Origin of the sequence: Natrinema hispanicum (assembly GCF_004217335.1) — an archaeon.
Lineage (GTDB): Archaea > Halobacteriota > Halobacteria > Halobacteriales > Natrialbaceae > Natrinema > Natrinema hispanicum.
This window is the reverse complement of the sequence record NZ_SHMP01000005.1, coordinates 139,131-161,072: the sequence shown is the minus strand read 5'-3', so window position 1 is coordinate 161,072 and position 21,942 is coordinate 139,131. Positions and strand designations below refer to the sequence as shown.

General features: G+C 63.8%; 22 protein-coding genes. 11 read left to right on the top strand and 11 right to left on the bottom strand.

The window, feature by feature from the left end; all coding sequences use genetic code 11:
• Positions 1–47: 47 nt before the first annotated feature.
• Positions 48–1,385 (bottom strand): HEAT repeat domain-containing protein, encoded by a 1,338-nt coding sequence (locus tag BDK88_RS12935; RefSeq protein WP_130500780.1) that lies wholly within the window; start codon positions 1,383–1,385, stop codon positions 48–50.
• A 66-nt stretch (positions 1,386–1,451) separates the two neighbouring features.
• A complete protein-coding gene (locus BDK88_RS12930) occupies positions 1,452–2,183 on the bottom strand; it encodes a protein sorting system archaetidylserine synthase (protein ID WP_130500779.1) in 732 nt (243 codons plus the stop codon).
• Positions 2,184–2,289: 106 nt separating this feature from the next.
• On the opposite strand from BDK88_RS12930, the gene BDK88_RS12925 reads away from it, so the two are divergent.
• Positions 2,290–2,727, top strand: coding sequence for a cupredoxin domain-containing protein (locus tag BDK88_RS12925; protein WP_130500778.1), 438 nt, complete (start codon positions 2,290–2,292; stop codon positions 2,725–2,727).
• Positions 2,728–2,935: 208 nt separating this feature from the next.
• On the opposite strand, the gene BDK88_RS12920 is transcribed toward BDK88_RS12925, so the two are convergent.
• Genes BDK88_RS12920 through BDK88_RS12905 form a run of 4 tightly spaced genes read right to left on the bottom strand, consistent with a single transcriptional unit; the run spans position 2,936 to position 5,546 of the window.
• The gene (locus tag BDK88_RS12920; RefSeq protein WP_130500777.1) at positions 2,936–3,577 is read right to left on the bottom strand and encodes a 30S ribosomal protein S3ae; all 642 of its coding nucleotides are present in this window, start codon (positions 3,575–3,577) and stop codon (positions 2,936–2,938) included.
• Positions 3,574–3,879, bottom strand: a complete 306-nt coding sequence (locus tag BDK88_RS12915) for a KEOPS complex subunit Pcc1 (protein WP_130500776.1) — start codon at positions 3,877–3,879, stop codon at positions 3,574–3,576. The genes BDK88_RS12920 and BDK88_RS12915 overlap by 4 nt, the downstream gene beginning before the upstream one ends.
• Positions 3,876–5,069, bottom strand: coding sequence for an exonuclease (locus BDK88_RS12910; protein ID WP_130500775.1), 1,194 nt, complete (start codon positions 5,067–5,069; stop codon positions 3,876–3,878). Before BDK88_RS12910 ends, BDK88_RS12915 begins: the two co-directional genes overlap by 4 nt.
• A 6-nt stretch (positions 5,070–5,075) precedes the next feature.
• On the bottom strand, positions 5,076–5,546 hold the full coding sequence (locus BDK88_RS12905) for a 30S ribosomal protein S15 (protein WP_130500774.1): 471 nt from the start codon (positions 5,544–5,546) through the stop codon (positions 5,076–5,078).
• A 341-nt stretch (positions 5,547–5,887) separates the two neighbouring features.
• Here BDK88_RS12905 and BDK88_RS12900 point away from each other — a divergent pair, with 341 nt between their 5' ends.
• The 4 genes from BDK88_RS12900 (at position 5,888) to BDK88_RS12885 (ending at position 10,595) form a co-directional block, all read left to right on the top strand.
• Positions 5,888–6,355, top strand: a complete 468-nt coding sequence (locus BDK88_RS12900; protein ID WP_130500773.1) for a DUF5793 family protein — start codon at positions 5,888–5,890, stop codon at positions 6,353–6,355.
• Positions 6,356–6,487: 132 nt separating this feature from the next.
• A complete protein-coding gene (locus BDK88_RS12895; protein ID WP_130500772.1) occupies positions 6,488–7,657 on the top strand; it encodes an ABC transporter ATP-binding protein in 1,170 nt (389 codons plus the stop codon).
• A gap of 142 nt (positions 7,658–7,799) precedes the next feature.
• Entirely contained in the window at positions 7,800–8,078 is a 279-nt protein-coding gene (locus BDK88_RS12890; RefSeq protein ID WP_092928810.1) for a UPF0058 family protein, read from the top strand.
• 48 nt (positions 8,079–8,126) lie between these two features.
• The gene (locus tag BDK88_RS12885) at positions 8,127–10,595 is read left to right on the top strand and encodes a DUF7527 domain-containing protein (RefSeq protein WP_130500771.1); all 2,469 of its coding nucleotides are present in this window, start codon (positions 8,127–8,129) and stop codon (positions 10,593–10,595) included.
• Between the two features lie 192 nt (positions 10,596–10,787).
• Here BDK88_RS12885 and BDK88_RS12880 read toward each other — a convergent pair whose 3' ends face one another.
• Entirely contained in the window at positions 10,788–11,093 is a 306-nt protein-coding gene (locus BDK88_RS12880) for a hypothetical protein (RefSeq protein ID WP_008009576.1), read from the bottom strand.
• Positions 11,094–11,400: 307 nt separating this feature from the next.
• On the opposite strand from BDK88_RS12880, the gene BDK88_RS12875 reads away from it, so the two are divergent.
• The 4 genes from BDK88_RS12875 (at position 11,401) to BDK88_RS12860 (ending at position 15,549) form a co-directional block, all read left to right on the top strand.
• Positions 11,401–12,765: an adenylosuccinate synthase gene (locus BDK88_RS12875; protein ID WP_130500770.1), complete on the top strand. Its 1,365-nt coding sequence runs from the start codon at positions 11,401–11,403 to the stop codon at positions 12,763–12,765.
• 159 nt (positions 12,766–12,924) lie between these two features.
• Entirely contained in the window at positions 12,925–14,643 is a 1,719-nt protein-coding gene (locus tag BDK88_RS12870; RefSeq protein ID WP_165396963.1) for an MFS transporter, read from the top strand.
• Between the two features lie 108 nt (positions 14,644–14,751).
• Entirely contained in the window at positions 14,752–14,946 is a 195-nt protein-coding gene (locus BDK88_RS12865; RefSeq protein ID WP_008009572.1) for a methytransferase partner Trm112, read from the top strand.
• 12 nt (positions 14,947–14,958) lie between these two features.
• Positions 14,959–15,549, top strand: a complete 591-nt coding sequence (locus BDK88_RS12860) for a DUF7524 family protein (RefSeq protein ID WP_130500769.1) — start codon at positions 14,959–14,961, stop codon at positions 15,547–15,549.
• Between the two features lie 24 nt (positions 15,550–15,573).
• Here BDK88_RS12860 and BDK88_RS12855 read toward each other — a convergent pair whose 3' ends face one another.
• Together BDK88_RS12855 and BDK88_RS12850 are read right to left on the bottom strand one after the other, a co-directional pair.
• Positions 15,574–16,698, bottom strand: a complete 1,125-nt coding sequence (locus BDK88_RS12855; protein WP_130500768.1) for a DR2241 family protein — start codon at positions 16,696–16,698, stop codon at positions 15,574–15,576.
• 3 nt (positions 16,699–16,701) lie between these two features.
• Entirely contained in the window at positions 16,702–17,607 is a 906-nt protein-coding gene (locus BDK88_RS12850; protein ID WP_130500767.1) for a CbiX/SirB N-terminal domain-containing protein, read from the bottom strand.
• Positions 17,608–17,739: 132 nt separating this feature from the next.
• Here BDK88_RS12850 and BDK88_RS12845 point away from each other — a divergent pair, with 132 nt between their 5' ends.
• Both BDK88_RS12845 and BDK88_RS12840 read left to right on the top strand, forming a co-directional pair.
• Entirely contained in the window at positions 17,740–18,498 is a 759-nt protein-coding gene (locus tag BDK88_RS12845; protein WP_130500766.1) for a DUF2797 domain-containing protein, read from the top strand.
• Positions 18,499–18,668: 170 nt separating this feature from the next.
• Positions 18,669–19,028 (top strand): hypothetical protein, encoded by a 360-nt coding sequence (locus BDK88_RS12840; protein ID WP_092934054.1) that lies wholly within the window; start codon positions 18,669–18,671, stop codon positions 19,026–19,028.
• A 154-nt stretch (positions 19,029–19,182) separates the two neighbouring features.
• Here the strand turns inward: BDK88_RS12840 and BDK88_RS12835 are convergent, their stop codons facing one another.
• Together BDK88_RS12835 and BDK88_RS12830 are read right to left on the bottom strand one after the other, a co-directional pair.
• Entirely contained in the window at positions 19,183–20,961 is a 1,779-nt protein-coding gene (locus tag BDK88_RS12835) for an ABC transporter substrate-binding protein (protein WP_130500765.1), read from the bottom strand.
• A gap of 126 nt (positions 20,962–21,087) precedes the next feature.
• Positions 21,088–21,939: a phosphatase PAP2 family protein gene (locus BDK88_RS12830; protein ID WP_130500764.1), complete on the bottom strand. Its 852-nt coding sequence runs from the start codon at positions 21,937–21,939 to the stop codon at positions 21,088–21,090.
• Between the last annotated feature and the right edge of the window lie 3 nt (positions 21,940–21,942).

Genomic DNA, 21,942 nt, shown 5'->3' with positions numbered 1-21,942 from the left:
CACCGCTGTGTGCGTCGAATGCGGATCGAAAAAGCCGTGTCGCGTCGTCAGGCTGCTGGCTCGAGGTCGACGCTCTCGGCTTCGGCCTGGACGAGATAGGCGCGGTCGTCGTCGTATCCGGCGACGACCTCGAGGGCCTCTGTGGTGCCGATCTGGCGAAGTGCCCACGCCGCGCTGGCGCGGACACGGTCGGCGTCGTCGTCTGCGAGGACGTCCGCGAGCGGTTCGATCGTGCGGGTGTCGCCGATTAGGCCGAGTGCGCGGGCGGCCCAGCTGCGGACGTCCGCTTCGTCGGCGACGAGTTGCTGGGCGATCGGCTCGACAGCGTCTTTCGCACCGATTTCCCCGAGCGCGCGAAACGCGGGCTGCTGGAGGTTCGGGTTGGAGTCGACGTAATCGAGGAGCGCGTCGACGACCTTCTCGTCATCGACGCCGATTTTGCCGAGGACGGCCATTGCGGCCTCGTCGCGGCGGTTTGCCTTCTGAAGCATCGGCTCGATGGCCTCCTCGGGTCCCATCCGCTCTAAGGCCTCCATGCAGTGTTCCTCCATGTAATCGGAGTCGAAGGTCTCGAGCGCGAGCAGGATCATGTCGACGTTGCCGCGTTTCTCGTGGACTTTGAGTGCGTGCCACTCCGGCGGATAGTCTTTGACGTGCTCGAGCACGTCGTAGTAGCCCTCACGGCGGAGCTGTTCGCGGACCTCGAGATCCGACCACTCGGTCGCATCGTCGATGTCGCTTTGGAGGTCGTCAGTGGCCTCGAGTAAGCCGGCGATCGTCTCGGCATCGTCGTCTGCGTCGAGATTCGCGTCCTCGACAGCGTCGACCGTGTCGTCGAGGGTCGCGTCGAGTCGGGCCGATACGTCCTCGCCTTCGTCAACCAGCGTGACCGAACTGTCGAGCAAACTGTTGAGTTCGTCGAGGAAGGCGTCGACTGCCTCGATCAGTTCGGCGTTGCCCTCTTCGGTCCAGCGGGTGCCCGTGATCGTGCTGCTGGCGCTGTTGATCTCACTGACGACGTCTTCGCCGTAGGGACCGCGCTGGTCTTCGAGGTCGGACTCGAGATCGGAGAGGTCGCTTTCGATCTCATCGTACTCGTCCTGTAGTTCCTCTTCGGGCGCGGGCTCGTCGTCCTCTTCCTCGTCCTCGTCGGGTTCCGGTGGCTCCGGAACCTCGACGCTCTCGAGGTCCTCGCGAAACGAGTCGAGGTCCGCCTCGACGACGTCGAGGTCGGCTTCGGTCTCGGCTGCCTCGAGCTCCGAATCGAGGGCTTCGAGGTCATCAGCGAGCGTCGAGAGTTGCTCGTCGATGGCCTCGAGGTCGACCGACTCCTCCTCGTCTGGCTTGGCAGCTCCGTCGTCACCGTTTGCCTCGTCCTCACTCATCGTACCACCCGGGGACGACGCCGACGCGTGACAGTGTGCATACCTTACAGTCGTGTCAGCACGGTCCTAAGCGTTTCCATGCACATCGACGTCCGTCTCCGACGATCGTTCCGTCTCACCCCAGTAGAACCAGGGACTGAGCGTCATGTACGCTAGCCCGAGCGTGAGGAGCGCATACGGAAACGTCCGCCCGGCAACGCTCGGCACGAGGATCGCGAGCGCATGGACGACGCCCATAATCGCCGCGTCTCGAGCCAGCAGATCGGGATACTCGATCCGTGAGACCATCAGATAACAGAACGCGGCGGTGACTGCGAGAACGAGCTCGGGCTGGGTTTCGCCCGCGAGGATCGCCGCACCGAGGATCGTCGCGGCCAGTGTTGTCTGGACGCCTTCGGTGTGGTTGCCGGTGACGTCGTAGGCGGTGTACATCCCCAGTCGCGTGACAGCCATCGCGACGAACAGCGCACAGACGCCGGTAACGATCAGGAGTTCGGCGGTGATCGCGTCGAACGCGATCTCGAGGCCGTCGGCGACGACGGTAAACGAGAGGACAGCAGGGGCGACGGCAAAGGAGGCGACATCGGCAAGCGAGTCGAGATAGGGGCCAGCGTCGGTGCCACCATAGCGGCGTGCGAGGATGCCGTCGAGGCCGTCCGCGATCGCCGCCAGCAGGATCAGTCGGGCGGCCAGGTCGATGTTGACGCCTGCGATGACGACTGCGACGAACCCCAGCGCGGCGTTGGCGATCGTCACCGCGTCAGCGACGCCCAGTCGACCGACGAACCGGGGGAGCATATAGCCCGATTCGACGGGGAGATACCTTACGTGTTTTCGTTTCCACGGGGCCGCTTTCGAGAACCGAACCGGGGCGGTTATACGGCAACTGTCCTAACGAGGGGATATGCACCGGCGTGTCTATCTCGCTGCTGTCGGGACTGCCGTTTCGGCTGGCCTGGCAGGGTGTTCGTCCGCGATCAGCACCGGCGGGAGCGATCCCTGTCCCGGCGAGGACTGTCACATCGGTATGAATCGAACTACGTTCCTCCCTGATGTCTACGAGATCTCCGTCGGCGAGACCGTCGTCTGGAAGAACACGAGCGAGGCCTACCACACCGTCACCGCCTACGACAACGGGATCCCGGACGGGGCTGCCTTTTTCGCGACCGGTGGCTTCGAGAATCAGGAGTCGGCACGCAACGCTTGGCAGCTCGAACAAGCCGGTCGCCTCGGTCCACGCGAGACGTTCGAACACACCTTCGAGGTGCCGGGCACCTACGAGTACTTCTGTATCCCACACGAACGCGCGGAGATGGACGGGAAGATCGTCGTCTCCGAGTGACGACTGCGAGCCGCGTCAGTTCGCTTCTTCTATCGACGCTCTCACTGTCAGTTCCGCTCGAGCCGTCGGCTCCCGGCTCGAGAGACCGCACCAAAAAGTGGCAGTGAAATCGAGTAGCGACCGTCTCATACGGTCTGCTGTAACGATGTACCGGTGCAACCGCAGTGCGGGTCGCGGTTGCACCGGAAATGACTTACAGTAGTCCGTCTCAGTCGTCCGTCGCGACGTCCTCTTCGTCGACGTCGACGGCGGCCGCTTCCTCTTCGGCGACTTCCTCGGGGTGGGCCTCGAGGGTGGTCTTCTGGATCTCGACGCGGCGCAGCGGGTAGATCGTCTTGGCTTCGCCGTAGATGGCAGAGGAGAGTCGGCCTTCGACGACGCTGTCGATGAGTTCCTCGAAGGAGCGCTCCTCGGCAGCCTCTTCGATCATTTGGACCATCTGCTCGCGGATGGCCTTCTCCTGGCTTGCGTCTGCCTTCTTGGTCGTGAAGGCGACGGGCTGGATCTGGACGCGGTAGTCGTCCGTCGTGAGGACGGTGACGTAGGCCTCGATCTTCGAGGCACCGCGACGGACCAGCGAGCGCAGGTAGTCACGGGTCAGGGAGTGTTCCTTGAACTCCGTGTATGCGCTGTCGCTGCCGACATCGGTGATCTGGAAGGTCAGCTTCGTGTTGTTCTCGCTGGCGTTGTTCGTGAGTTCGCCGAGCGTCGTTTCGATGGTTCGGTCGTAGACTTTCTCCGGCTCGTCAGCGGGGGTCTCGCCGAGTTCCTGGCGGTCGAACTGCTCGGGTGCCAGGACGGTGTACCACCGCTTCTCCTGTTTTGCGCGTGAAACTGATCGTTCACTCATTGTGTATCGTGTGTTGAGTCGCTATCGCGGTCGGACACAGATCCCGTGTCCGTCGGTTCTGCGTGCTGTTCGGTTCGTGCCTGTGAAACAACGTCGATCGCAACCTCGAGGTTGACGACGTAGTCGTCGACCGTCGACTGCAGGCCGCTGGTCGTCTCGCGTTCGATGTGCGTGACGACCGTCGCGGTCTCACCGTCGCGGTCGACGGTCGTCTCCATCTCGTCAGTGTTGTCCGGGCGAAGCGCCCGTGCGACGAGCGCCGCGTCGTCGTGGGCCGTCCGAATCGTCGCGTGCCGACTCATAGGAGTTCCCTCACTGCTGCGATGATCGTCGTCTCGTCCACGTCGGGGTCGAACTGCAGGTAGCCACGCCGCCTGCCGCCGTCGTAGCCGACGTCAGCCTCGGGCACTCGCTCTGTGAGCTCGCGGGCGACTGCCTCGACGGTCGCGCCGAGAGAGCCAGCCTCGCGGGTCGCGATTGCCGCCTCACCGTCTCCGACGGCGAGGACGGCCGGCTCGGGCGACCGGTAGGCCGCCCCAACCCGTGCGACGGCTTCGACAGGGCCGTCATCGATGCCGACGACGAACAGCCCGTCGTAGCGGCCAGTCGAGCCGTCCCTGAGCGCCACATGGGTTCGGCGTCCATACTCGCGCCAGCCCTCGAGTGCGCGCTCGCGGACGTCGTGGCCCATCGCCAGCGCGACGCCTGTTCCGGGGGCTGCGCTGGCCATCGCCTCGAGTACGTCGGCGAAGCCGCCAAGCGTGTCGAAGGGGCCGTCGGGCGTCACGTACGGCTGTAACGCTCTGCCGATCGTCTTTGCGGCGGCGTCAGTCGCCCCGTCGGCACCGACGACGTCGAGTGCGACCAGCGAGGCGATTGCCCGGTGGTCGTCCGCGTCGAAATCGGCGAGATCGCCATCGACAACGTCAGCGAGCGCCTCGCGGGTCGTGTCCCGGTCGCCCGACCACGGCGCGTGCAGCCGTGTCGAGTGGGCGAGTCCGTCGACCGGATCTGCGGTCGGAATCGCGACGCCCGGGCGCTGCTCGAGCAAGCCCCGCTCGCGTGCGGCTGTTTCGAGCCATTCGCTTTCGCCTGCGCCGGGTTCGCCGCCGCTTGCGACGATGCCGGCGAGTGCGATGACTGGATCCGGCGTCACATCGAGGTCACGGACGAGATCGACCGCCTCGAGTGTCGCCGGCCGATCGGGAGCCGCAAGCTGGATGACGTCGTCCGCGTCGGCCGCGTCAGCGGTGCCGACGACGACGGTGACGTCGCCCTCACTCGCCGGTGTGTGAACCCGTTTGGATCGTGTCGCAACTGTGGGCGCGACGGTCACCTGAAACGGCGTTTCGCTGTCGTCGAGCGCGCTCGCGAGCAGTCCGCTCGCGGCGAGGGCGTCGCCATCGGCGCGGGTGAGCAGCCGAACGAAGCCGGCGCTCTCGAGTGCGTTCGTGGCGGACGCCGGCTCGGCGGATCGACCCTCGGTGGACATGTGGTGTTACTCGTTCTCGAGGAGCTCGACTGCGACGTCGTAGGAGTACGTGAAGTCGGGCTCGAGTTCGTCGCCGCGGTAGTAGTCGACCAGACGGCGGACCTTCGCTTCGGTGTTCTGCAGGGCGCGTTTGTTCTGGTGGTCCTGCTGGTTCTGCTGGACGTGCTCGCGCAGGCGCACGGCGCGCTCCATCAGGTTCCGGAGGTCCTCGGGGATGTCGGACGTGGCGTCGTTCTCCTCGAGGATCTCGGTGACTTTCTTCCCGGTTGCCAGCTTGACGTCCGGGACGGGCGTGCCGGTGACGCCTTCGTCACGCAGCTTCATCCCGATCTGACTGGGATCGTAGCCCTGCTCTGCCAGTTCGACGACCCGAGATTCGATGTCTTCGGGGTCGACGTCGCTCCACTCCGGCGGTTCGTCTGCCGACGGCTTGTCCGAACCGGACGAGCCGCGACGGCGGGTGTGCATTCGTGCCATTGTTTGAGGATAGGAATCGCACTGACCGCTCGTGTTCGCTGTCGAGCGCGCACGCGCCTCGATGGCGGCGTGTCCGCCGACAGCAGCCGGCTCTCGCCGTGCACTTCCGCAATCCCAAGCCACCCGGAAAAGGGGGTGACACAGTCGGATTTGCGGCCGTGCGCTTCCCACCGTCGGTACCGTCGTCGCAGACTAAAGGGTTTCTACTCGCTGCGACGCCGACACGGTCGGGCCCGCACTCGCCGGTAGCTCGGCCGAGCCGACGACCTCGATGTGTCACCGGAGACGTGTTCTCCGTGCGTTACGTTCATACTGCGCGAGGCCGAAAGGTCATATACGGAATGAGGCGCGAGCACTTCACGTTAGATGTCACCAATATCGACTGGGCCGAAACCGACGGCGAGCCGAAAAAGCCCTCGGTAGCGATCGACTTCACCGGCCCGGAAGCGATGCTTCGCGAGCGCCTGACTGGTCCCGACGGCGACGTTCTCGAGGCGAGCGAGACAGACACAGCCCTCCGACTACAGGGACCGCTCGAGGACGATACTGCGGGGGTAGTGAGCGTGACCAACCGCATCACCGGCGAGTTCATCCTCGAACTCAACGAAGACGCCACCGACGTCTTGCAGTTCATCCGCGCTGCACGACGCTACGGCGAGACCGCGGGCGACGAGGGCCAGTATCGTGTCGAGATCACGCTCGATGGCGAGGCGTTCGTCAGCTACGAGAAGCGAACGTTTCTGGTCTACGACGACGAGGGGAGTTTGCTTCGACAGCATAGCCTGATCCCAAGCGGCGTCGAACTCTGAGCAACAGCGGGCTCGCCCGCTGTTCTCCCGAGTGAGCCGTTATCTCCGCTGTCTGGAGCCGAACCGGCAATTATAAGTGATTTAGGCACGCCTAAATGGAATGTGTGCCGGCAGCTGCCGGAGGGTCGAGATATGGCCAAAGGAGAACTGCTTACGACGGCGGTCGAGAACCGATCCAACGAGCCGACGACGAGCGAGACGGTTCTCGAACTCGACGGTATCGCGAAACGCTACGGGACCCAGGAGGTCATCGGTGACCTCTCGATCGCCGTCCGTGACGGTGAAATCCTGACCCTGCTCGGCCCATCCGGCTGCGGAAAGACCACGACGCTTCGGCTGATCGCCGGCCTCGAGGAACCCAACGCCGGACGGATTCGATTGCAAGGTGAGACGGTCTCGGGCGACGGCCAGTTCGTTCCGCCGGAAGACCGTGACGTCGGCGTCGTCTTTCAGGACTTCGCACTGTTCCCACATCTCACCGCCCGCGAGAACGTCGCCTTTGGCCTGCAGGATCGATCCGAAAGCGAGCGCGCGAGCCGCGTCGACGAACTCCTCGAGCTCGTCGGCCTCGAGGCCCACGGCGACCACTATCCGAACGAACTCTCCGGCGGCCAGCAACAGCGGATCGCGCTCGCGCGCTCGCTGGCTCCCGAACCCGAGATGCTGTTGCTCGACGAACCCTTCTCGAGTCTGGACGTAGATCTGCGCGTCGAGATGCGCGAGGAGGTTCGCCGGATCATCAAGCAGACGGGCGTCACCGCGATCTCCGTGACCCACGACCAGGAGGAGGCACTGTCTATTTCCGACCGCGTCGCCGTGATGAATGACGGCGACATCGAACAGATCGATACCCCCCAGCAAGTCTTTCAACAGCCCGAATCGCGGTTCGTCGCTGGCTTTCTGGGCCACGCCAGCTTCCTCCCGGGAGAGGTCCACGGCGACAGCGTCGACACCGCACTCGGTCGCGTCCTCCGCGGTGACGTTCACGGGCTGGCCCACCAATACGACGGCTCTACTGTCGACCTGCTTATTCGACCCGACGACGTCACAGCCTACCCTGCCGACGGCGCGGAGGCCGACGGCCATGTCGTCTATCGGCGCTATCTCGGCCCGACCGTCCTTTATCGCGTCGAACTCGATGGTGGCGAAACGATCGAGTGTATGCACAACCACTCCGATCATATCCACTTAGACGAGCGCGTCGCCGTTCGCGTCACCGCCGATCACAAACTCGCGTGGTTCCCCGCCGACCACCGTGAGGGGGCCGAGGATGCAGACATTACGTCTGCCAGCGCCGACTGATCACGACACGCTACGACTCCACGTCCCGGAGTTTGCTCCGTTCTCGACAGGACTCCGTCAGACCACCCGCTGAGCGATCGCGGTCGATTTTGCGACACGGGGCCACACAACGCTTAAATCGAAACCCTTCCTAACGGCGCGTATGCATAAAGACGAACTCCTCGAGCTCCACGAAGAACTCGTCGTCATCATGGAGTACTTTTCGGAGCGTGAGGAGGTCGATGAAACGCTGTTCGACCCCTACCGCCAGCTCGACGTCGACCCCTCGCACGTCCACAAGTCGAAAAGCGAACACAAACACGCGGTCTTCGTCCTCGGGAACGCACTCGCCAATGCGATGAGCGACGACGAGTTCTCGAGTGCCGGCCGGATCGGCAAGCGGATGAAAGAACTCGCCGAGGACGCGGAATCCAAGATCTAGTGACTGTCTAGACGAAACGTATTTGGTGCGGTTCCCGCTTGTTGACGTATGGATCCGCGCACGCAAGAGCGCGTCGAGGAGTGGGACTCCCGCCCGTTTAACGGGGGGTTCGACGGTCTCTCCGATCTCGCCCACGCTGATTTCTCCGGTGCTGTATCGGCGGCTGGCACGTGGCTCTGTATGCTCAACGGCCGCGTTGTCGGCGTCATCGATGGCGATATCGACGACTTCGAAACCGCCTCGGGAACGTGTTATGAGGCACCCGATCCGTCGCTGCCCCTGCTCTGTACGATGGAAGAACAGGGTGGCGAGACACGGGCGAAGTACTATACGAACGAGACGCCGCTTCGAGAAGTCGACGAGACACTCCAGAGCGGATCGTTTACCGGGTATATCGAACTGAGCGAGAACGTTCTCAGCGGCGACTACTACGCTGTCTACTACGGCGGCCGTCGCATGGCTGCAGCGTACATCGGGAACGCCGAACGGCTGCTCACCGGCGAGGAAGCGTTCGAACGCGCGGCCGACGAGGTTGGCATCTACGAAGTCACCGACGTCGAGATCGATGTCGTCGACGTTCCGGGGACGGCCGACTCGGCGTCGGAGCCGGACTCGGGGACCGAGTCTACGACCGCTGACACCACGACCGATACCGGCACTTCCGACGCGCCGACCGCTGACGCGTCGGAGTCCGACCCCATGGGATCGTCGTCGCTCGAGCCGATCGACATCTCGAGTACTGAAACCGTTGACGCTGCCCACGCGGCTGGGACAGAGTCGACCGAAGACGTCGGCAACGACGAGTCGCCGCTGTCGTCGGAAACGGACCTCACGGATGATCCGACGGGTATCACGGCGACCGATACCAGCGAGGCCGAACCTGAGCCACCGTCGGCCGGGATTACCGAGTCACCGTCAGACGGTGACGCCGAACCGGCGTCCGCATCCGAGACGGCCGCTGTCGATGACTCGCCGCAGACCGCGACACACGACGCCGAGACGGATGCTGAACCGGTTACCGCCGAGTCAGAACCGGAGTCAGAATCGGAGCCGGAGTCGGAGTTAGCGTCGGCTGACGAGTCGTCGACAGGGGACGTCGACGTCGCGACGGACCCCGAGCTTGCAGAAATCGAAGCGGCCGCGGAGGAACTCGATCGCAACGACATCTCCTGGGTTGACGACGATGACGAGCCAGCGACTGGCTCGACCAGTGACAATCCCGTCTCCGAGTCCGAGACGACGGGCGACGGACTCGAAGAGGAGTTCGAACGTGAAGAGGAGTGGCGCGAGACACGGCGCATTCCCTCGATCGACCCGGACAGCAGCGATTCGGACACTGACTCGAGCTCGAGCACGGGTGGCCGCGAACTGCGCATGGACCAACCGTCGACGGCGTCCGAGACGAACACGGACGCCTCCTCGTCCGCTGTCCAGTCACCGACTCAGTCGTCGGACCAAGCCGCGACGTCGGCCAGCACGTCCGGCTCCCGTGCGAACCGATCACGCACACAGGCTGGCAGCCAAACACAGGGTACTGCCGCCGCGACCGATGCACACAGTGACCGAGTTGCGACGCTGACCGAGAAAGTCGAGACACTGCAGGAACAACGCGCCTCACTTGCAACGAAGGCCGAGGAACTCGAGGCCGAACGCGATCGGCTGCGCGCGGAAAACGACGACCTGTCCGCGACGGTCGATCGGCTGCAGTCCCGGATCGACGACCTCGAGACGGAGCTCGAACAGGCTCAAACGCAAGACGCCGGTAGCGCGGCGGCCGACGTCAGCGCCGGGACGCAGCTATCGCCCCAGCAGGCGCTTTCGCAGACGAACCTCTTCGTCAGATACGCCTCGAAGAGCCAGCCAACCCTCGAGACGGCCCACGACGGCGACGCCGATCGGAGCGAGGTCGCATCGAACCTGCGACTGGAACATCACACCGGCTTCGACTCGAACGACGCAGCCGTCGACGAACAACCGTACGACGACTTTCTCGAGACGACGATGGAGTATCGGTTCGTCGACTGGCTCACCGAGATGCTCCTGTATGAGATCCGTGACACCGGGAACGCCGACGGACTGGGCGACCTCTACGATGCGATCCCGCGAATCGACCGGGCCGAACTCGGCGCGACCATCTCGCTTGCCGACGACGACACCGACGACGTCCCCGAGGAGTTGACGTTCGACATCGTCGCGTTCGACAAGATGGGGAACCCGTTACTGCTTGTCACGCTCAACGACTCGCGCGAGCCCGCGACGAAAGACCTGCTCGCAGAACTCGAGGAAGCCGCCTCCGCCGTCAAGGCCAACTATCCGGATCTGGCGGCCGCGATCGCCGTCACCTCGAGTTATTTCGAGCCCGGCGCGCTCGAGGTGGCCGAACAGGCGACGAGCAGCGGCTTTCTCAGCCGCAGCTCGAAGCTGAGTTACGTCAACCTCTCGCGGAAATCCGGCTACCACCTCTGTCTCGTCGAGTCGCGCTCGGAAGGCTTCCACATGAACGTGCCGGAGCTGTAGTCCGTCGCGCTCGATCTCGTCTCCGTCGTTTCGTTCTGTGTCGTTTTCGGGTGCAGTCTCGTCAGTGACTGGTAGATAGCACGGCCGACGGCTCGAGGCTGGCCGAAATACGGCTGCAAAAAGTGTACACTGTCCGTGTCGTACCGACGTCGATCGCGGGGATGGGCGACAACGTCCGACGTGGACGAGAGTCTATCCTTCGATCTCGGCGACGTCTTCGATCTTCATGCCGTCGAGCTTGTCGACGATGTCGTCGAGCTTGTCGTCGAGTTCGTCGACGAACTCGGCGGTACGCTCGGTCTTGATCGCACCCTGGCTCGAGGGCTCGATGAGGTTCTCCTCCTCGAGAACGCGAAGCGAGTAGCGGACCTTGTGGTGTGGGTAGCCCGTCTCGTTCGACATCTTGACGATCCCGATCGGCTCGTTCTCGATGACCATCTTCAGGACCTGCAGATGTCGTTCCAACATATCGACTTCCTTCTCAAGTCGGTCTATCATGGCATTTGTTAACTTGTCTTTGGGCCTTTTAAAAGTTACTCTCGAGCGCTGAAACGACTGTGCTCAACCTGTCAATCGCTCCTGTCAGTAGTTAACGCTTCCGATGTGACCAGTTTCCTGTCGCTGGACGTGTCTCTCCCAGCGAGTTATACGACTGGCAGCGAGCGGTCCGGGTTCGGTCATCCACATGCGGGTTGGACACCATAATAGGGAGCGTCGGTCGATCGGTAGTCAACGTTGTGGAGTTCGGTGTCGACACCCGTATACCGTAATCTGTTTATCGGCCGGGCAAGAACCCGTCGCTGTTATGACCGTCACTATCGTCGGGTCGCAACTCGGCGACGAAGGCAAGGGTGGGGTCGTCGACCTGTACGGCGACGCCGCCGATGTCGTTGCCCGGTATCAGGGCGGCGACAACGCTGGCCATACCGTCGTTCACGACGGAGAGAAGTACAAACTGTCGCTCGTGCCATCGGGAGCCGTCCGAGGAAAGGTCGGCGTCCTCGGCAACGGTTGTGTCGTCAATCCCGAGACGCTGTTCGACGAGATCGACACGCTTCGCGACCGCGGCCTCGAGCCGGACGTCCGTGTTGCCGAGCGCGCACATGTCATCCTCCCCTATCATCGCGCACTCGACGGCATCGAAGAGGAAGAAAAAGACGATCTCGCCGCCGGCACGACCAAACGCGGCATCGGCCCAACCTACGAAGACAAGGCCGGCCGCCGCGGCGTCCGGATCGGCGACTTGCTCGATCCCGACGCGCTGCGCGAACGCCTCGAGTACGTCGTTCCCCAGAAGAAGGCCCTCGCCGAGGAGGTCTTCGAAAAGGAGACCGGTGAGGAGTTCGACATCGACCATCTCTACGAGACCTATCGCGAGTACGGCGAACGCCTCGCCGAGGAGGACATGACTGTCGACTGTGGGGACTTCCTGCAGGAACGGATCGAAGCCGGCGACAACGTCATGCTCGAGGGCGCACAGGGAACGTCACTCGACATCGACCACGGCGTCTACCCCTACGTCACCTCCTCGAACCCGAGTTCTGGTGGCGCAAGCGTTGGCACCGGCCTCGGCCCGACAGTCGTTGGACAGGGAGACGTCATCGGGATCGTCAAAGCCTATCTCTCGCGGGTCGGCACGGGTCCGCTCCCGACCGAACTCGGCGGCGTCGAGGATCAGACCCCCGACTACGACGCAAGCGAGGGTGCTGGTGAAGACGAAGAGGAACTCGCGACCCGGATCCGCGACGAGGGTGGCGAGTACGGGACTGTCACCGGCCGTCCACGTCGTGTCGGGTGGCTCGACATGCCCATGCTGCGCCACGCAACCCGTGCGAACGGGTTTACGGGACTCGCGATCAACCACATCGACGTGCTGGCCGGTCTCGACGAGGTGAAAGTCGGCCACAGCTACGAGTTCGACGGCGAGGAAATCTTCACGATGCCCCCAACGACCGAAGCCTGGGGCCGCTGTGAAGCGACGTTCAAGTCCTTCGACGGCTGGCCGGAAGTCGACTGGGCCGACGTCGCCGCCGAGGGCTACGAGGCGATCCCCGAGAACGCACGGACCTACCTCGAGTACATCAGCGACGAACTCGACACGCCGATCTACGCGGTTGGCGTCGGTCCCGGCCGCGAGGAGACCGTCGTCGTCGAGAACCCGTACGAATAACGCTGTCGTCGCGATTCCCGACGACCGCTGTTTTTGCCGTTTGCACGGACGCTGTGGTCGAACGCTGGCGTGTAGACGAGTCCCCCTCTTGTCAGCCTCGGCTGAATCGCTGTCGCCGGGACACACCGATTATTTTTCGCTCGGACGTGTTGAGACCCTATGGCAGCCGGGCCCGGTCCCAGTGTGGATACCCCCAAATCCAAGAAGAGGGTGGACTACTGGGGGCCACTGATCGCCGTGAGTCTGGCGATGTTCGTCGTGTCGATCAACTCGGCGCTGATGAACGTGGCAGTGCCTGCGATCGTCGCGGAGTTCGACACCACAGTCACCGTCATTCAGGGGGCGATCTCGTTTTACTCGCTGGTGCTCGGCGCGCTGATCCTTCCAGGCGGGACGCTGCCGGCCATCTACGAGGTCAGGCGTGTGATGACAGCCGCACTGATCGTCTATGCCGGCGGGACGCTATTGGCAGCGCTCAGCTGGAACGTCGTGGTGCTCACTATCGGATGGTCGCTCATCATGGGGATTGGGGCCGCCGTGTTACTTCCCCTGACGTATACCGTGTTGATGTTCAGTTACGAAGCGGACAACCGGGCAACGGCGCTCGGACTGTTGGCCGGTGTGAGCGCGGTCGGCGCAGCCGTTGGCCCGATTTTCGGCGGGGCAGTCACGACGTACGCCAGTTGGCGGTGGGGGTTCGCACTGGAACTGGTCGTCGTGGGGGCGACGTTCGTTTTCGTTCGGTACGTGAGCCCGGGCCGGCTGACGGACACGCGTCGCTCACTGGATCTCGGCGGGGCAGTCCTCTCTATCGCCGGCGCAACGGCGCTCGTCACGGGATTCCTCTTGAGTGGGAAGTACGGGTGGCTCCTCGCACGGCGGCCGTTTTCCGTCAGCGGCGTGCAGTTCAATCCGTTCGGGACATCACCCGCGATCTGGTTTCTCGGGCTCGGACTGCTCACGCTCGCCGCGTTCGTCCAGTACGAACGCCGCATGGAACGCGCCGGAAGGTCGCCGCTCGTTCCACTGGGCGTCCTGACGAACAGCCGTTTTCTGTCGGGTGTTGCCACGTACAGCGTCCGTTCGGTCGTCATGGCTGGCTTCATGTTCGTCGTCCCGGTCTATCTCCAGTCGGCACTCGGTCACACCGCCTTCGAAGCCGGGCTTGCGATGCTTCCATACTCCCTCGCGACACTCCTCTTTTCGACGGTTACGACCGGCTGGCGTGCGTCCCTCTCGCCGAAGACGCTCGTCCAGGCCGGTATCGCGTGCATGGGTCTTGGACTGATTCTCCTGTACGGGCAGACGAGCCCCGAACAGACGATCCGGGGGATGGCCATCCCGATGGCATTCGTCGGAACCGGTCTCGGGCTTCTCATGGGCCAAATCGTCAATATGACGCTCTCTGCTGTCCCCACCGCGAACTACGCCGAGGCATCCGGTGTCTTGAACGCGAGCAGTTCGATGGGGTTCTCGCTGGGAACGGCAGTCGTCGGTTCGGTCCTACTCGGCCGGTTCTACGGCAGCGTCGTCGATGGCGTCCTGCAAGCAAGAGGCGAGACCGTGTCAGTGGAGCAACGAATTGAACTGGTGCTAGCACTCGAGGACACCGCGGAGACGGCAACCGAAGCCACGCAGCAAGCGTTTCTGGCCCAACTCACGCCGACGGAACGACGATTACTCGAGGGGATCTTCGAGACCGCGATGGTCGACGCCCAGCAGGCGGCGCTGCTCCTTCTTGCCCTGTTCGTGTTGCTCTTGCTCGTCGTCTCGACGTTTCTGCCACGGCAGGTCCCAGAGACCGATGAGTCATCCGAACCGCTCGAATTAGCCCAGGAACCGACGAGTGATTCATCTGAAGCGGCCGTAGATGACTGACTCGAATGACGAGGCCATGCAACTCCGATGCACGCGCTCGGATTGGAGGGACCCTGCCAGGAGCAACGTTCCCGAAACCTTTTGCTGGAGGCGACGAGCCTACGTAGTATGAAGGAGTCGTTGCTGGACATTCTCTGCTGTCCGCTCGATAAACACGATCTGGAACTCGAGAACGCCGAGTACGACGGCGACGAGGTCGTCGGCGGCGAACTCGTCTGTACGGAGTGTGGCGAGGCCTACCCGATCGAAGACGGGATCCCGAACCTGCTGCCGCCGGACATGCGCGACGAAACGCCGGCCTGACGGACACAAACCGTGTCACCAACCGAGGTCACCGTCCACGTCAACCGCGGGTCCGCAGACGCACTCGAGCCGGCCAGCACCGCGCTCGAGACCGACGGCTCGTTTCGGCTCTCGCTTGCAGGACACGAGTCGCCTGCCCACGTCCATTGTCGTCTCCACGGTGATCTCGAGCGAATCGCATCGCTCGACGGCACGAACTACTACGTCGAGCCAGACAGCGTCACGGCCGTTCCGATCGCCGTCGACGCCGACGCGATCGAGCAGCCAGTCGACGGTCGGCTCGAGGTGCTGACGGGCTATGGCTCCGAATCGGTCACGATCGACGTCACCGTCGTCCCGGGGCCGCCGGACGTCGACATCGACGAATCGCTCGCTGAACCCACCCGTACGGAACCCGAGCCGACGGTGTTCGAACAGGCAGTTGGCCGAATTACTGCCGTCCGCGGGGTCGAGACGGGAACGCTGGCAGTGCTGGCGCTGGGCGTGGTCGCGCTCGCGATTGCAACGCTGACGACGGCGTCGATCGGGAGTCCGATCGCGACGGCCGGCCTGGGAATCGTCGTCGCCGGCGTCGTCGTGGCGCTTGTTCTGTTACTCCAATAATAGTGGGGCGACTCCGCGAGCGAGCTACTCGTCGACCTGCGTCGCCTCGAGTCCGTCCTCGCCGACTCGCTTCGCCCGGAGGTATCGCGCCCGATAGCGGTTCGCACCGTCGTAGACGTCCGCCTCGCGGATCTCGTCAGTGCGGCCCTCCGCGACTGCATCGATCAGTTCCTCGAGCTGGTTGAGTTCGCTGGTCGTGAGCTCGAGCTCGTAGGTATGTTCCTCCTCGGACTCGAGGATGGCCCACTTGCGGGCCGCGGCGACGACGAGCGAACAGGGTTCCCGACAGGGGAACGGGCCGTCGCCGCCGTCGACGTCTACATCGTCGTCTTCGTCGTATTCCCATTCTCGACGACGCAGACACTGCGAGTCGACACAGCAGGCTTCGGCCATCCAGTCGACGGCCTCGCGCGGAAGTTCGTCGATCACGTCGTAGATGCCGGTCTGGCGCTCGGCGGTCTCGGTCCAGTGGTCGACGTCCAGATTGCCACGTAGTTCGCGGTGCCAGTTGGCGATCGTCGCGGGATAGAGAAAACCGACCGTCTCGACGAGTTCAGCACCCGAGAGGCCGGTAAACGCCCAGCCCGAAACGAGCGTTGGTGCGGTCTTCAGCGGCCGGTAGCGGCCGTCCTCATCGTAGGTTGCGATCTCGCGAGCGTCACGCGGGTCGTCGTAGACCTCGAGGTCGGCGAGGTCGCTGTCGGCGTCGTCGACGTGCCAGAGATCGTAGACGCGCTCGCCGTCGGGGTCGTCGACGTCGACGAAACGGGCCGTGATCGACAGTTGACCCCACTGCCGGTCGATGCCGTCGCGAAGCGCGTCGTACCGTGCTGGTACCGCGAGGCCATCGGTCGTGGTCGTCTGTTCGTCGGCGTCCGGGATGGGTGCGTGCTCGCACCACCGGAGGAACGCACGCCGGGCGGTTCCCTCGCCACCGACAGTCTCCTGCCAGTAGCGCCAGTTGGTCACGTACTCCTCGCAGGCCTCGAGTGTGTCCCCAAGGGCGGCCTCGTCGAGGCCGTGCCACTCGTCGGCGGGCGTCTCGAGGACGTAGTTGCCGTCTTCCGCGTCGATACGGAGGCCGTCGAACGTGACACCAGCGGACGCGCGGTCGAGCAGCGTCTCGAGGCTCCCATGTACTGCTGTCATGTCTCAGTCACCCGCGCCCGCTCCCGCGCTCGGTTCGTGGTCGGCGTCGGCGACTGAGCCGGCGATGTCGCGGACCGTCTCGCGAGCGTCGCCGATGTCGGCCCCGGCGTCGGCCGCGCGCTCGAGGACGACGTCGGCCATGAGGTCCTCAGTGCCGACGGCTCCGGTGTACCAGATCCGATGGCCGTCGACCTCGGCGGGCACGTCCCACCCCAGGCGGTAGTCCTCGGTCAGCCCCATGTCTTCGGGGATGTCCTCTTGGGTGTGGTAGCCGTCGGCGATAAACAGTGGGACGACGACGATGTCGTCGCTCTCGAAGAAGTCCGTGACGTCGTCGACCTCCGGTTCCTCGTCCATGAACAGCGCCTTGACCTCGTCGAAGCGCTCGCGCTCGCGGATGCGCTCGCTGTGGTACTCGATGGCCTTCGCGGAGTTTTCGTTGCGTTCGGTCCCGTGGCCGACGACGGCCAGCCCGACGCCCTCGCCGACGTCTGGATCGCCAGTGGCGGTCTCGGCCCGCTGGACGATCACGTCCGTCATCGCGTCGTGAGTGCCGACCGGCCCACAGTAATGGATGGTCTTGCCGACGTCGTCGGCCTCGAGCGTGGCCTGTGAGGCGCTGGTCCCGTCGGAGTCCCACTTCTCGGGGTCCCAGTCATCCAGCCGCAGTTCTCGCGGAATGACCTCTTCGGTGAAATACCCCTCGCTGATAAAGAGGGGGACGACGAACACCTCGTCTGCCTCGAGCATGCGGATTACCTCGCGGAAGTGTGGCTCTTCTTTCCAGAACGCCTCGCGGACCTCGTCGAACGCGCCCGTTTCGCGGATCGTATCCGCGTGGGCGTAGGTCGGATCCGAGGCGTCCGGATTCAGATGCGATCCGTGTGCCGCGATGACCAGCGCTTGCATGGACGGCGCTTAGGATAGTACCGGTATAGGGTCTTCGCTGCCGGTCCTCGTCGCCGGGTCCGACGGTCCGACACGCGCTGCTTGGGTCCGGAGAGCGGTACGGCTATTTGCGCCCGGTGACAACTCGCGTGCGTGCAACTGGTGGGCTACGAACCGAGTGGACGGGGCTCGGCGCTGCTGATCAGCGACGGCAGCGGCGAGATCGATCACCGCTCGCTCGCTGCTGGCGACGACCTCGCGTACACGCTCGGCGAGCGCCACTGCGCCGGGACGATCGACGAAACCGGCACGCACGTCGCCTGTGACCGGCCGTCTGCGCCCTACTGTGAGTATCACACGAGCACGTGGGTCTGTGCCCGCTGTACCGGGACCTGCCTGAAAGACGAAATGGACTGTTACGAAGAGCACGCGGTCTACATCGCCGCGTTCGCCCCCGACACGTTCAAGGTCGGCGTTACCAAGCTGTGGCGTCTCGAGACCCGACTGCGCGAACAGGGGGCCGATCGCGCGGCCCACGTCCACACCGTCTCGAACGGCCGAATTGCCCGCGAACTCGAGGGCGAAATCGCCCAACGGCTCGTCGACCGCGTCCGAACCGGTCCCAAAGTGGCTGCACTCGCCGCCGACATCGACGACGATGCCTGGGAGGCCGTCCTCACCGAGTTCGACGTCCTTGAGCGATTCGACTTCGACTACGGGCTCGACCTCGATACGCGACCGGTCCGCGAGACGCTTGCGTCGGGAACCGTTATGGGCGTTAAAGGGCGGTTGTTAGTCCTCGTCAACGGTGGGACGACCTATGCCGTGGATATGCGCGATCTCGTGGGCTACGACCTCGAGGCGGGCCGGTCGGATCGGAACCTCCAGTCCTCGCTCGGCTCGTTCGGGTAGACTACCGACTGAGACGGGCTGCTCGTTTGTCGTGACTGCTCCTGTGCTCGCAGGTCGATTCTGCTCCGCTGAGCGATTCGTCCCTGGACTCGAGGAGCATCACTGCTGTAGGGAGCGTGCCGATCCGAGACATGGCAATCCTTTTCCCCGACGCAGGAGAATCCGATGGTATGACAGACGAACCCGATTCCGACGGCGACGCAGGCGACGACAGCGAGGAGAAATCGTTCCGCGAGCGGGTCGAAGAAATTCGCGAAAAGCGCGCCGAAGAGGGCGAGGGCGAAGGCGAAGCCCCTGAAAGCCCGTTCGGTGGCGGTGGCGGTCCCGGCGGCATGGGCGGCGGCGGCAACCCCTTTGCCCAGATGATGGGTGGCATGATGGGCGGCGGCCCCGGCGCTGGCCCCGGTGGTCGCGGCGGACAAGACGAGAGCAACGAGGAACTCGTCCGCGAAGTCCGACAGCTGCGTGACGAAATGCGCGATCAGACCCGCGCGCTCAAGCGCATCGCAGACGCGCTCGAAGAGCAGTAACGGACCCGTTTCATCGCACCCCGTTTTTGCCGGTCATCCGTTCCGCTGAGCGATGGCTGTCCTGTGTGGTAGACGACGCGAGCGTGCGTCCAGAACAGTCTCCGTGCTCCTGTCTCGAGCGTGATCGAGGTGCGATCCGCGTTGGCTGGCAGTCTTATTGTCTGACACGGAGCCGGTCCCGATCGTCGTACCGGAAGCCGGCATCTTCGAACGCCGCTCGTGCTGCATCGACGTCGACCTCACCGTTTGATCCCAGAAATGGCGTTTCGGGGTCCTGGCCGTCCCACGTGAGGGTGTCGGGGACCCATTGCTCGGTAACCGGCGTCGCAACCGGTCGCGCGTGCCCATAAAAGACGTTCTCGACCAGCCACTCCTTGTCGATCAACCGTGCGATAACCCGCCTGAACCGAGGGTTCCCAAACGGTGCCTTCCGCGTGTTGAACCCAAGGAAGTAACACGTCCATGACGGCGACTCGAGCAACTGCTGTCCGCCTGCTTCATCGACGCTCCCGACGCGATTCGTATCGACGGCTGCGATCGTGACATCGGCAGTGTCGTTTTCGACCGCCTGAATCGCCGTTTCCGAGTTCGGTGAGATATCGATCGAAAACGTCTCGACCATCGGGGCTGGCCGCTCGACGCCGGACCGGAGCGTAAAGTGATCGTCGAACCGCTCGAGTGTGAGTTGGTCGCCTTCGGATCGAGCCACGAACTGGTAGGGGCCGCTGCCAACTGGCGGAACGTTGTTCGTGACGACTGCCGTCGTGGTGCCCTGCGAGAGCACACTGCCGCCAAGCCCCATCGGACTCTCCGAGCGCTCACGCCAGATGTGAGCGGGCAGTATCGGGACGAGGAGGGCACGTTCGCCGACCGCCTGCCCCGCATCGACCGTGAGCTCGAGGCGATCGCGGTCCCGAACGTCGATCGCCTCGACGGCGTCGATCCGGCCGCGAAAGCGGGGTGTCGGAGCGACTCGGTCGTCATCGTCGCCGGACATGTCCGCGAGAAACTGGTACGTAAACTCGACATCGGCGGCAGTCACCGGCTCGCCATCGTGAAACGTACAGCCGTTCCGAAGGTGAACGTCAAGCGTCGCCCCGCGCCGCTCCCACGACTCTGCGAGCCACGGCTGGATCTCCCCAGTCGCGTCGTCGGTCGCCAGCGAATCGTAGAGTAACTGGGTAATCGTTCCCCGACCGCGATAGTCGGCCGCGAGCGGATTGAGGTTTTTCGTCGGGCGACTATCCGTGTGGACAGCACGCAGGGTCTCGACGTCTGCTGTGGGCTCGAGCCCGAGATAGCCGCTCCGGGTCGCGAGATGACCGTCAGCCCAGCCGGTAACCCGATCCGTGCTGACGACGCGGTGTTCCTCGGGGACGCAAATGGGAACGAACGGCTGTTCGGTCGCGATCGCCTCGAGTGCGTTCGTGACGGCATCACGTCGTTCTGTCCCGTCGGCGTGGCGTTGCTTCTCGAGGAGGTCATCGACGGCCAGGTTCGCGTAGCCAAAGGGGTTCTGCCAGCCCGATTCGTCGATATACAGCGAGTGCAACGCTTCATAGAGGAAGTCGGGATCGGTCCCGCCCGGATGACGGCCGATACAGATGTCGAACTCGTGATCGTACAACACCGCTCGGTTGAACTCGGTCCCGGAGCGGACGTCGAACGAGACGTCGATCCCGACCGTCGTGAGGGCCTGCTCGAGCTCGTTTGCGATCCGGATGCTTTCTCTGTCGCTGTCGGCAGGGAGGGTGGTGATCGTCAGCGAGAGCTGTCTGATGTTGCGCTGCGTAAAGAGATCGCGGAGTCGGCCGACACAGCCGCTTACCGAGGCCGTCAGGCCGGCCGTCGTTGCCAGCGCGGCTCGACGACTGAGACGCGTGCCGTCAGCGCCAGCACGGTCTGGTTCTTGGGCGGCCTGTCCTCCGTTCATGTTGTTACTCTACCATGATTCGGCACCACGACATAACAGTATTATGTTCGCACGGGGCCGGATGGCGATTGAGACCGAGACGCTTGTCACAAGCCGTATCGATACCACTGACCGGGAACGTCGGTGTCACTCCTGGTTCTGGGGCCAGGGCAGCCGATCGGCGAACTGCGCCGAAAGCTCCGCGACTGACCAGCGGCCGACGAGCCGATCAGAGAGGGAGACACAGGCTGCCGCGAGCATCGTGCCTGCGACGACGTCGAGTGCCCAGTGGATTCCGAGATACATCGTCGAGATTGCAACGCTTGCCGCCAGTACGACTGCGATGGGGAACCACTTCGGAAACTCCGACCGCGTCTTCCATGCAAACGTTGCGACAGTCGCTGACAGCGAGGTATGAAGCGATGGAAACACGTTGGTGTTGGTGTTGACCTCGCGCGTGAGATATTGGTACTGTGGATTGGTATTGTACAGCATTCGTTCCATGAGCTCGGCGGGCATCAGGTTCCGAGGACCGTACGCGACCACGAGAATATAGAGGACCAAACCGATCGCGTAATTGAGCGCGTAGGCCGTCAACAGTCGCCGAAAGATCCGGGTATCGGGGAGCGTAAAGTATGCGATCACCGGGAAGATCAGCAGGAACGTGTACCCGTAGACGTAAATCGTCGAGAAATACGCCGTCGTCTCCGGCGTCTGGATCGACTGGAAGATCAGGATGAACTCCCCCTCGAGCTCGTAAAACGCCCCGGAGAGGCGAAACCCGATCTGCCGCGAGAGCTCCGGTGCGGTCTGTCTGGCGACGCGGTTTACCAGTAACACGCCGATCAACACGGCAATCACCGGGCCAGCGGTTCTGAGTCGACTTCGCCACTCCGACCGCGTCCGAGCGAGGCGCTCACGGCCGATGAAAACGATGACCGACACCGGCACCAGGATCGAAATGACGAGAGCGAGCTGCGTCAACACCTCGGCGAGCATCGC